The sequence below is a fragment of the Paenibacillus ihuae genome (assembly GCF_001368795.1).
Classification (GTDB): Bacteria; Bacillota; Bacilli; order Paenibacillales; family Paenibacillaceae; genus Paenibacillus_AQ; species Paenibacillus_AQ ihuae.
Window position 1 is genome coordinate 890644 of sequence record NZ_LN831198.1, and the last position, 11611, is coordinate 902254.

The 11611-nt window shown below is 49.2% G+C and carries 9 protein-coding genes and 1 pseudogene; 9 read left to right on the plus strand and 1 reads right to left on the minus strand.

What is annotated here, in order from left to right; genetic code table 11:
* The 7 genes and pseudogenes from AQR02_RS04000 to AQR02_RS04030 form a co-directional block, all read left to right on the plus strand.
* The coding region (locus AQR02_RS04000; protein ID WP_209444122.1) for a helix-turn-helix transcriptional regulator at nt 1-769 on the plus strand (769 nt) is incomplete at its 5' end.
* A gap of 1098 nt (nt 770-1867) precedes the next feature.
* Nucleotides 1868-2130: pseudogene (locus AQR02_RS35285) on the plus strand (sensor histidine kinase); the annotation flags it as partial.
* Between the two features lie 111 nt (nt 2131-2241).
* Nucleotides 2242-2598: a sensor histidine kinase gene (locus tag AQR02_RS04010; RefSeq protein WP_245237574.1), complete on the plus strand. Its 357-nt coding sequence runs from the start codon at nt 2242-2244 to the stop codon at nt 2596-2598.
* A complete protein-coding gene (locus AQR02_RS04015) occupies nt 2591-4111 on the plus strand; it encodes a response regulator (protein WP_054939490.1) in 1521 nt (506 codons plus the stop codon). The genes AQR02_RS04010 and AQR02_RS04015 overlap by 8 nt, the downstream gene beginning before the upstream one ends.
* Before the next feature lie 97 nt (nt 4112-4208).
* Nucleotides 4209-5228 carry an endo-1,4-beta-xylanase gene (locus AQR02_RS04020; RefSeq protein ID WP_054939491.1) on the plus strand — a complete coding sequence of 340 codons (1020 nt, stop codon included), beginning with the start codon at nt 4209-4211 and terminating at the stop codon, nt 5226-5228.
* A gap of 42 nt (nt 5229-5270) precedes the next feature.
* Nucleotides 5271-6698, plus strand: coding sequence for a glycoside hydrolase family 43 protein (locus tag AQR02_RS04025; protein WP_054939492.1), 1428 nt, complete (start codon nt 5271-5273; stop codon nt 6696-6698).
* Between the two features lie 28 nt (nt 6699-6726).
* The gene (locus AQR02_RS04030; protein ID WP_054939493.1) at nt 6727-8241 is read left to right on the plus strand and encodes a glycoside hydrolase family 43 protein; all 1515 of its coding nucleotides are present in this window, start codon (nt 6727-6729) and stop codon (nt 8239-8241) included.
* 134 nt (nt 8242-8375) lie between these two features.
* Here the strand turns inward: AQR02_RS04030 and AQR02_RS04035 are convergent, their stop codons facing one another.
* On the minus strand, nt 8376-9167 hold the full coding sequence (locus AQR02_RS04035; RefSeq protein WP_054939494.1) for a helix-turn-helix transcriptional regulator: 792 nt from the start codon (nt 9165-9167) through the stop codon (nt 8376-8378).
* Nucleotides 9168-9349: 182 nt separating this feature from the next.
* Between AQR02_RS04035 and AQR02_RS04040 the strand changes: the two genes are divergently transcribed.
* Nucleotides 9350-11164 (plus strand): family 43 glycosylhydrolase, encoded by a 1815-nt coding sequence (locus tag AQR02_RS04040; RefSeq protein WP_054939495.1) that lies wholly within the window; start codon nt 9350-9352, stop codon nt 11162-11164.
* A gap of 37 nt (nt 11165-11201) precedes the next feature.
* A partial coding sequence (locus AQR02_RS31000) for a carboxylesterase family protein (protein WP_148449129.1) occupies nt 11202-11611 on the plus strand: 410 nt, incomplete at its 3' end.

Here is an 11611-nt window from a genome sequence, read left to right on the forward strand (position 1 = left end):
AAGCCTTGAGCATACAGGTACCACATTTCTGAATACTGCGTATAATGAAGCCCTGGCGGCAGAACTATGCCGGCCGGATGTGAAACCCCCCGAAATTAGTTTCTTCCAGAAGCAGGACAAGGATCAAATGGCGCTGCTTCCGGCAGGGATGAAGAAATCGCTGCTCCAATCAGTTACCGAAGGGCAGCTTGAACCATTAAGCTCCCAACTCAGCGATGTATTTAAAATTTTCTCTGCGGATAGTACTTCATGTGCATGGATCGATGCTTTCCTGAGCAACATCAAAGCTGAACTGCTCCGTGAAATCGAGGTCAGAGGAGGAGACCCGGCAATATGGGCGGATAAATGGTTTCCACCCCGTGTAACCGCTTGCTGCCTGCCGCTGCTTGAGCGGCAGACGATGGAGGATCTGCACGAAGTTGCCGAATGGTTCGCCTCAGCAGACAATAATCAGGAGGACACGCTTGTTACAGCGGCGATTGACTATGTGCGGGCGCACTATCAGGAGAAGCTGAAGCTGCAGGATATTGCCAAGCATTTACACGTGAATTCTGCCTATCTGGGACAACGGATCAAGAAACGTTATGGCATCTCTTTTAACGATTTTCTTCATGAATACCGGATTGAAAAAGCCAAGAAACTGCTGCGCCGGACGGATATGTGCATTTCTGATATTTCGGAGCGTGTGGGCTATTCGGATGCCGATTTATTCGCGGCCAAGTTTAAAGTGCTAAATGGCGTCTCGCCTTCGGTGTACAAGAAGGGCTGATTCAAGGGGGAGGAGAGCAGCATGAAGGGCAAAAGGAAACCATCAGCCATCGTCAATGATATTCCGCTCAAATACAAATTTCTGTTTATCTATTTGCTGTGTGTTCTTGTCCCTATACTCAGCATTAACGGCCTCTTTTATGTTCAGATCAGCCGTAATGTAGATACCCGCGAAAGAGAGAATCTTGAGATTTCCGTTGACCGGGTGGTCTATGATCTGATGCAGATCGTGAATGAATGTGTGGCGATCAGCAATACGGTTGCCGCAGACCGTGCTTATAATGAAATCATGGATGTAGCCTACCCGGATAATGAGGCATATTATGATGCCTATAGCGATGTTCTGAGAGACAAAATGTGGCAATATAGCAATCTGCATTCCTATATTTATTGGATGGGTGTGTATACTACGAATCCGACCTTCCAGAACGGTGGCAGTTACTTTATGCTGTCAGACAACGACAAGAAGAGTGAATGGTACCGCAAAATATCCAGTGGCTCGGACAAAGTGCTGTTAACCTCTTATCAGGGAACCAACCCGCTCAATCCGCCCCAGCAGGAAGTGTTTGTCAGCCTTATCCGCAAATTGGATAACTTTTCTGGACAGCCCTACCATAAATATCTGCGAATCGATCTTCGGTTGAACAATGTGCAGGGGCTGTTCCAGAAGGAACGCGACTATTTGCAGTTCAAGCTTCTGGATGAGCAGAATCGTGTCGTGCTGGAATCGGATCATTCCTTCTACTCAATGGATAAAAATGCATTGTTGAAAGTAGATACGGACGACAGCCAGCCGTCCAAGCAGATTGTCCGAACCTTGGGCAGTGCAGGATATACTGAGGGCTGGAGGCTGATCGGAACCCCGGAAGGCAGTAAAAGCAATGGTGAGATGAGCCATGCGCTTCGGATTTCGTTAATTTTTGCTGTATTGACGATAATTATTCCCACACTATTAATGATAGTTATTTTACAATCCTATAATCTGAGGGTAAGGCTGCTCTACAAACATATGAAGCTGGTCAAATACGAGCAGTTTGAGAACATCGATATGTATGAGGGGAAGGATGAGATCGGTGGTTTGATCCGCAGCTTCAATCTGATGACAGAGAAAATCCGCAATTTGATCAATGATGTATATAAGCTGGAAATCCAGAAAAAGGATCTTGAACTTGAGCAGGTAAGAGCCGAATTGAACTATCTGGAAAGTCAGGTGGACCCGCATTTCCTCTTTAATACGTTGAACGCCATATTGGTCATTTGCAAAAAATCAAGTATGAAGAGGTCACCGATGTGATCCGGAATTTGGCCCTTATTCTGCGCAGGCTGCTAAGCTGGAAGGACGATCTGATTACCGTCGAAGAAGAAATATCTTTTATAGAGATGTATTTGCAGATTGAAAAATTCCGCTTTCAGAGCCGGTTCACTTATGACATTGATATCGACCCTGCGGTGCTGCATTGGCGGATTCCCAAAATGAGCGTTCAGGCGCTGGTGGAGAATTCCTGCAAGCATGGTCTGCAGTCAGTCAAAGGAGCAAGGAAGATTCACGTGTCTGCATCCAGGAACGATTCAGGCCTAATCATTACTGTGACAGATAACGGAAAGGGAATTGAGAAGGAAAAGCTGAAATGGATCGAGTCCCACCTGCAATCAGAGCAAGACACCGGACAAAATATCGGGCTCCGAAATGTCTATAAACGCCTGATGTTGTATTATGACAGCAGAGCCGGGTTCACCATTCAGAGCACCGAGTATGAACAGACGGCGATCACAATTCAAATTCCTATAGACCTGGCATTAGTTCCCAAAGTGGAGGAATCCCATGTTTAAAGTAGTTTTAGCTGACGATGAAACGATTGCATTAGAGGGATTAAGAACGTTGACCGACTGGGAGGAACTGGGCTTTGAAATCTGCGGAGCATGCGAGAATGGGGAAGAAGCATTGATCGCCATTGATGAATGCTCGCCAGATCTTGTAATTACAGATATCCGCATGCCCGGCATCGATGGATTGGAGCTAATCAAGCGCGTACGCCAGCTGGACATGGAGCAGCCCCTATTCATCGTTCTCAGCGGTTACGGCGAGTTTGAATATGCACGGACAGCCATCCGTTATGGTGTGAGGCACTACTTGCTGAAGCCTGTTATTGAAGCGGAGTGGGAGAAGGCACTTGCTGATATTACGGACGAGCTGGAAAAGCGTGTCAAGCACAAGATGCAGCAGGACATGCTGGCGAACCGGCTTCTTCCCGTTGCGATCGCCCGTATGCTTGTAGGGCAGTGGGCGGAGCCGGAAGAGGAGATTGCCGAGCAAATGGATCGTCTGGACGAGACGGTTTCAGGGTGGACTTATATTCATGTAGAGGGCCCCAAAAGCAAGATCACGGAAATCTGCCGGAAGATGGCTGGGGCGGTGGGCGCCTTGTTCATTGATATGCCCGGTGATCAGGCGGGGCTTGTCGTGGAGAGTTCAGCTTCTGCAGCAGAGCTGGCAAGACGGGTATATACCGAGCTGTCACGGAACAGCAGCGTGAAGGGATCTGTGAGCATCGGGCCGAGTGTGCAGTCTCTGCGTGAACTGCCCGTATCCTATATGATGGCTGTAGGGGCTGCCGCCCGCCATCTTTTTTATTCGGAAGCAAGCGGACCGATTGATTCAACCATGGATGCCCGGATCCAGCTTAGCTATAATCTTCCTTCTGCGGATCTGACAGAGGAACTGATGGGTGCAGTGGAACGATTGCAGGAGCAGAAAGCCTTGGACCAATTGAAGGAAATGTTCAGAATGTTTGAAGTGAATCGGACTGCGCCTGAGGTTGTGCAGATGACCAGCATCGATATTATGCTGAAAAGTATGGAGCTGGTGAAGGAATTCGGAGGAAAGGCTGAGCAGTGGAGTGATTCCTTTGAATTTTTTAAAACCGAGCCCAAGTCGCTTGCAGTGCTGGAAGATATCCTTAGGGATTTGTTAAATTCATGTATGGAATATATTAAGCAGCATAAAGAACGCGGATCCGAGCATCCGCTTATACAGGTAGAATATTTTTTGAAGGACAATTATTCCAGGTCTTTAACTGTAAAAGAAATTGCGGAGCATTTTTATATCAATCCGGTATACCTGGGCCAGGCGTTTATTAAAAAGAATAGCATCAGCATACTAGAATATATTCATAATTTGCGTATTGAACAAGCCAAGAAGCAGTTGATTGATACAGGAGAGACTGTTAGGAAGATTGCAGAGAATGTGGGTTATGTGCATTACCACCATTTTTTAAGAGAGTTTGAAAAGCGGACTGCACTGAAACCGGTCGCTTACCGCAACCAGGCTGGAGCTGAAAAATGACGGGTATCCTTCTTTAGTATAGTAATGGTAAACGCATACAAAAGAGATATCATAGACTTAACTGTCTCTCTACATTCAGTTTAGGAGGTTATCGATGATGGCACAGCCAAACAGCGGGTTACCCGCATTGCATGAAGTGTTCCGGGACGCCTTCAAGATTGGCGCTGCGGTCAGCATGGACGTATTATCTGGGCAAGCTTCTTTCATTACTGAGCATTTCAACAGCATTACTGCCGAGAATGTAATGAAGCCGGAGGAAGTCCAACCGCAGGAAGGAATTTATACCTTTGATGCAGCTGACCGTATTTTTGAGTTTGCGGAGGCCAATCACATCGCAGTCCGGGGCCATACCCTGCTGTGGCATAATCAGACAGGAGACTGGATGTTCCGCAATTCAGAAGGGGGGCCGTGCACCAGAGATCAGCTGCTCGGCCGCCTGCGAACCCATATCAACACTGTTGTAGGCCGGTACCGCGGGAAGGCTTATGCCTGGGATGTGGTAAATGAAGCCGTTGAGGATAAATCCGGCCAATACTTGAGGAATACGAAATGGCTGGAAATCCTCGGGGAGGACTATCTCCGTGAGGCTTTTGAAATGGCCCATCAGGCCGATCCGGATGCCCTGCTGTTCTATAACGACTATAATGAGACCGATCCGGTTAAACGTGACAAAATCTACAAGCTGGTCCGCAATTTGCTCGATCAAAATACACCTATTCACGGGATAGGCATGCAGGCACACTGGAATATCTATGGCCCGACAATTGGCGAAATCCGCAGTGCGCTTGAGCTATATGCTTCTCTTGGTCTTAGAATCCACATTACCGAGCTCGATCTCTCCATGTTCCGGTTCGAAGATGAGCGGGCAGATTTGAAAGCGCCAACAGTTGAGATGCTGAAGCTTCAGGAAGAACGTTATGCAGAGATTTTTGCTGTTCTGCTGGAATACAGAAAGGTCATTGACTCTGTTACATTCTGGGGTGTAGCTGATGACTATACCTGGCTGGATGATTTTCCGGTCCGCGGGCGTAAAAACTGGCCGTTTCTGTTTGACGTAAACCACCAGCCCAAAGCTTCGTTCGGGCGGATTGCCGATCTGGCTGCTTCGAAAGGATAACAATTGATGAAGTCCGGGAAATTCCAAATAGGAGGACAGATAATGACAGTTCAATTAAATCAAGCCATAGGAAAGGTTCCGCCTAATGGTAATCCGGTGGTTGCAAACCGCTATGGGGCCGATCCGTATGCCCTGGTATTCGGAGACCGGGTCTACTTGTACATGACCCATGACGCTCTGGAGTATGACGGGAACGGTGCGGTAAAAGAAAACACATACAGCAGTATCAATAAAATTGCCGTAATCTCCTCCAGTGATTTAGTCAACTGGACCGATCATGGCGAAATTGCAGTTGCGGGGCCGGATGGGGCGGCGAAGTGGGCTACCCAGTCCTGGGCGCCTGCGGCAGTCCACAAGGTGATGGAGGGCAAGGATAAATTCTTCCTGTATTTCGCCAATAATGCCAGCGGTATCGGCGTTCTGACAAGTGACAGTCCGGTGGGACCATGGGTTGACCCTATTGGCGAGGCGCTTATATTACGTTCCACTCCGGGAGTAGAGGATGTAACCTGGCTGTTCGACCCGGCGGTTCTGGTGGATGATGACGGCAAAGGTTACATCTATTTCGGAGGCGGGGTACCGGAAGGAGAATATGCGGAGCCCGGTACAGCACGGGTGATGATGCTGGGAGATGACATGACCAGCGTAGTGGGAACTGCTGAGGTTATCCCTGCCCCGTTCATGTTCGAGGATGCCGGCATACATAAACGGGAAGGCATCTACTACTATACCTATTGTTCAAATTTCTATGACGGGGAACGGCCGGAGGGCAGTCCTCCTGCGGGAGAGATTGCCTATATGACGAGCGATAAACCGATGGGACCCTGGACATATCATGAGACGATATTAAAGAATCCGGGACATTTCTTCGGAGTGTCAGGCAATAACCATCATGCCATTTTCCAATTTCATGATGAATGGTATATCGCCTATCACGCACAAACCTTGTCCAAAGCACAGGGGATTGCGAATGGCTACCGTTCGACGCATCTGGGCCGCCTTTTCCATAACGAGGATGGGTCCATTCAGGATGTTGAAGCAGATTATAAAGGTGTGCAGCAAATCCAACCTTTAAACCCTTATCAACGTGTACAAGCGGTGACCATAGGGTGGAGCGCAGGTGTAAAGACGGAATTCGAGGCAGCCGCAGGAGAACGGCTTGTGACGGATATTGACAATGGCGATTGGATCGGGTTATCCGGGGTTGATTTCGGAAGTAAAGGTGCCGCAGCCTTCAGTGCCTCTGTTATAAGCCTTGAGGGCGGCGGTATGATTGAACTGCATCTGGATGATCCTGCAGGCCTGTTGATTGGGGAACTGCCTGTTCCTGCCGCTAACGTTCCGGTGAATCAGCTGGAGTTAAAGACGAAGGTTACCGGAGTTGAAGGAACCCGCGACCTGTACCTGGTGTTTACAGGTAATACAGCGACGCCATTATTCAAGCTTGTATCATGGCAGTTCATGCAGTAGAGGAATTCAACCAGGGAGGGACAATACAGTGAATACCGCTACCCTAACCAATCCCATAATGTGGGCAGATGTTCCGGATGTTGACGTAATCCGGGTCGGCCCTGCATTCTATATGGTCAGCACAAGTATGCATTCCATGCCGGGCTGTCCAATTATGAAATCGGTGAACCTGAAGGATTGGGAAATTGTAAATTATGTATATGATACCTTTGAGGATAATGATGCCCACCAGCTGCTGGACGGAACCGGCATTTATGGAAAGGGTTCTTGGGCGGCATCTCTCCGTTACAAGGACGGGGTATTCTACGTTTGTTTTTCATCCAATGACATGGACCGGTTCTATATCTACCGCACGGAGGATATCGAACATGGAATATGGGAGCGCTCGGTGATACCGGGGCTTCACCATGACCCGGGCTTGCTGCTGGATGACAACGGCCGCAATTATGTGATCTACGGTAATGGGGATATCCTTATTAAGGAGCTGACGGAAGATCTTACAGCTGTGAAGCCGGGCGGAACCGATCAACTGCTGCTCGAAGGCGAACGGAAAGACATCGGTCTGCGGATCGAAGGCTGTCATGCGTATAAGCTGAACGGTTATTACTATTTGTTCTTTATTGAATGGCCGCAAACCGGAAATATGCGCAGACGCCAAATCTGCTACCGCTCGCGGGAGATTCTGGGTCCCTATGAACGTGAAATTATTCTGGATGATGATCTGGGCTACCATAACAATGGTGTGGCGCAAGGCGGCATTGTCGATACCCCGGATCATGATTGGTATGCTGTGCTGTTCCAGGATCATGATGCTGTGGGGCGGGTTCCCTGCGTGCTTCCTGTGAGCTGGGAGAACGATTGGCCGGTTATCGGGATTAATGGCTCCGTTCCCCGAGTGGTTGAGACAAAGCTTCCTGTTGCAGAACCGAAGCCTCTGGTAATCAGCGATGAGTTCGACTATGTGTCCAACCGGCTGGCCCTGAACTGGCAGTGGAACCATAATCCTGACAACGGGCTATGGTCTGTAACAGAGCGGCCGGGCCATCTGCGCCTCCGCACGGGTTCATTAACAGACAGCATTCTATTTGCACGCAATACGCTGACGCAACGTACGGAAGGTCCGGCCTGCAGCGCGGAGACAGTGGTAGATATTTCAGGAATGAAGCCCGGTGACCGGGCAGGAATGGTAGCCCTGCAGAATGGGTTTGGCACGATAAGGATTGCAGCCGGGAAGCCGGGACAGTTCAGCATTGACATGTGTGTTAACGGCGGCGAAGGCCGCGAGGAGACGGTGGAGAGTGTCGTGTTTACCGGTGAGCGGGTTTATCTCAAAATTGACTTCAATTTTGAGGATAGCCTCGACCAGGCACAGTTCTACTATTCGGAAGACGGGACAGCATGGAAGCCCATCGGCCGGATGCTGCATATGAAGTACACGCTGGATCATTTTATGGGGTATAGAATTGGACTGTTTAATTATGCGACGAATCAGTCCGGCGGTTATGCGGATTTCGATTATTTTCATTATCATAGGCGGAATTAGAACAAGGTCTGATGCTGTACAGAGCTAACTATGCCACAAAGTGACAATGCAAAGGGCGGCCACGTATGGACCGCCCTTTGCATTAGAGATAAACTCCTTTAAGACTCTGGTTCTGGAGTTGGGGTCTGGCGCCTCTAAGGTTCTGCCGGAATCTTCGGTTCTTTGGAGGCGAGGGTTTCCCGGTAAGCCTTGGGGGAGTAACCCGTAAGCTGCCGAAACTGTCTGCAGAAATGCTCCACATTTGCATAACCGCAAAGCGTTGCGACCTCGGCAATTTTATGCGGACCAAAGCCAAGCTTTTCCTTGGCCAGCCGAATTCGGCAATGAATGACATCCTCCATGCAGGAGATACCGAAGGTAGATTTGTATATCGTTTGCAGATAGCCTGCGCTGATATGCAGATGCTCTGCCATTAATGAAACGGTCCAAGGATGGCCGGGGTTATTGTAAAGAGTCTTGCGCAAGTTCAAAAGATTATAATATTGCGGGCTCAGCTTGTCTTGGGATGCTTCGCACAGCTTATTGAAGATAATTCTAAACAGGTAGTCGATGGAAAGCTCCCGGTAGTCATTCTGAAAAGTATGCTCAAAGGTCAGCAGCTGAAACAGCTGATGGCAGTAGCCGGGATCCGGCAGTGAAAATGGAACACCAACAGGCAAAGTGGTTTCTGTAATATAGGATTCGTCCGCATCGAAACGGACCCAGTCGTTAACGTACTTATTGGAACAAGCACGGTAATAGATAGTGTGCTTAGGAGGATAAAGAACAGCAGAGTGGGCCGGAAATTCTTTTAATTCTCCGTTCACTTCAAACAACGCCGCAGTTTGTGTGAGCACCAGAAGCCAGGCATCATGGCCCTCGGGTATACTGAACACAAAATCGTCAGGATGAGTAGCGTCAAATTCGACATAGTGAATTTTTGGCATCAGGTTCTCCTTTCTTCGGATACATCAATTAATGGACAGGATAGATCATTGTTTGGGATTCAGTATTTTCCTATAATTATATTGTAAATTAAGGTAATTTGGGGATTTTTCTGAATTCTACCCCTGAAATATGATTTTCTGGTCATTAGAAATTATCAATAATGAAGGAAGGTTGTTTGTTAATGATAGCACATCAAAAGGAAGAGCGGAATTATATCCTTTGCTATACCCGGTTACCGCAGGAGGATATGGTGTATGCTCCGAAACTGGCGCACAGCATGCATTTGGCTTATTGCAGCGACGGGCTTCTTTTTCAGGATTTAAACCATAATTCGGGGGTTTTATTCGCCAGAGCAACAGAGAACGAGGATGGCACACTCCGGGCCAAGAGCCTGAAGAATCCGTATCTGTTCCACACCTCCGAGGGGAATTTCGGGGTGATTGCAGTCCGTACGGAGGCGGAAGGCGAACCCGATGCAGAGAGCAAGGGGAAAGTGCTGCTGTTCTCCTCTGTTGATTTGCTGCAGTACAACGAGGTTGGACTGCTGGAGCTTAAGGCAGATACTTTTGTAAGCGATGTCTCCTGCGAATACGATACCGGCCGGAAAGGCTATCTGATCCGCTGGATCGATGAGCTGGGGAACGGCTATCAGAATTTTATAGCCGATATCATGAGCATGAAGGATATCTCGGCACCGGAAGCGGCACAGCCCTTTACTCTGGATACAGTGCTTTCAGATATTGAAGGGATTCTGCCGCGCAACTACATCCCGGTATCCAAGGATATAGCCCGCAGGCTCTACTGTAAGCTTACGGTTCCGACCAACATTGCCATTGAAGTTCCGGACCGCGTGACAGCGGCATCGGAATCGGATTTGGAAGAGATCCGGGCGACGGCTCTGTACAGCGACGGCACCAAGGCGCTAAAAAGAGTGGACTGGAATACGGATGGAATCGATTGGGAGCAGGCGGGGACCTATAGAATTTCCGGTGAAGTTCATCAGGATCATTATCCGTTTCCGATTGCGTTCGACCGTGCAGACCCCTGCATTGCCAAATGGAAAGGAAAGTATTATTTCATTGCCACGAACGATGCAGACCAAAATCATACGTTATATATGCGGGAAGCCGGTACGATCCCCGGGCTGGCAGATGCCGAGGAAGCACTGATTCTGGATTCGAATACCTATGAGCAGATCGGCGGGCTGCTGTGGGCGCCGGAATTCCATATCATTGAAGATGAACTTTATATCTTTCATGCGGCAACACCGGGTGAGTTCCTGCATGAAGAGTCGCATGTCATGAAGCTGCGGCCGGAAGGAAATCCGATGTGCGCTGCTGACTGGTCGATGCCTAAGCGTGTAGTAAAGAACGATGGTACATTTTTGTGTGAAGCAGGCAAGACGATTTCCCTCGATATGACCGTAATTCAATGGAATGGAGAGTATTACGCCGCATGGTCGGAGCGCCAGTTCGTGCCTGTCGACCTTGGAGCCTGGATCTATATCGCCAGAATCGACCCGCAGGAGCCGTGGAAGCTGACCAGTGATCCGGTGCTTCTGACAAAACCCGATTACGGGTGGGCCAATAATCATACCTTTGTAGATGAAGGACCGTTCGCTCTCTACACCGATGAGAAGTTATTCTTGACCTTTGCCAGCGCGGCGGTGGATGCAACCTATGTTGTGGGTCTCTTGACGGCTGACAAGGGTGCGGATTTGCTGGATATCCGCAGCTGGACCAAAGGCAATTACCCGCTGCTGACCTCCAGAAGTGTACCGGGGGAATATGGGCCGGGCCACAATTCCTATGTGACCGATGAGGATGGAGTCATTTGGAACGCTTACCATGCAAGACCGGGAATTGACGGACCCAGAAGTTCCGGCGTCCGCCGCGTGCATTTTGACATTGACGGTGTTCCGGTCCTGGATCTGACAGAGGATAAGGATCTGAACCGGGAGCTGAAAAAGGTATCTATGGAAGTAACCGTGAGCTAAACCGCGGTGACGTTTATATTCAGAGAGGAGTAACGGTATGTTAAGAGAAGTACGTGTTGAAAGCGGTATTGTTCAAGGACTGCCGGCAGCTGATCCGCGTATCACCAGCTTTAAGGGAATTCCGTTTGCAGCCCCGCCTGTAGGAGAGAACCGCTGGCGTGCTCCCCAGCCTGTACCAAACTGGGAAGGGAAATTGAAAGCGTTTGAATTTGCCCCGATTTCGATGCAGGCCCCGACTGTTATAGATGTGAATAATATTTATACCCGCGAATGGTCGGTCGATCCCGATCTTCCCATGGATGAGGACTGCCTATATCTGAACGTCTGGACACCGGCCCTCAGCTCGGGTGAGAAGCTCCCTGTCTTTGTATGGTATTTTGGCGGAGGACTTCAGGTTGGCCATACAGCGGAAATGGAGTTTGACGGTGAACGCATTGCCCGCAGGGG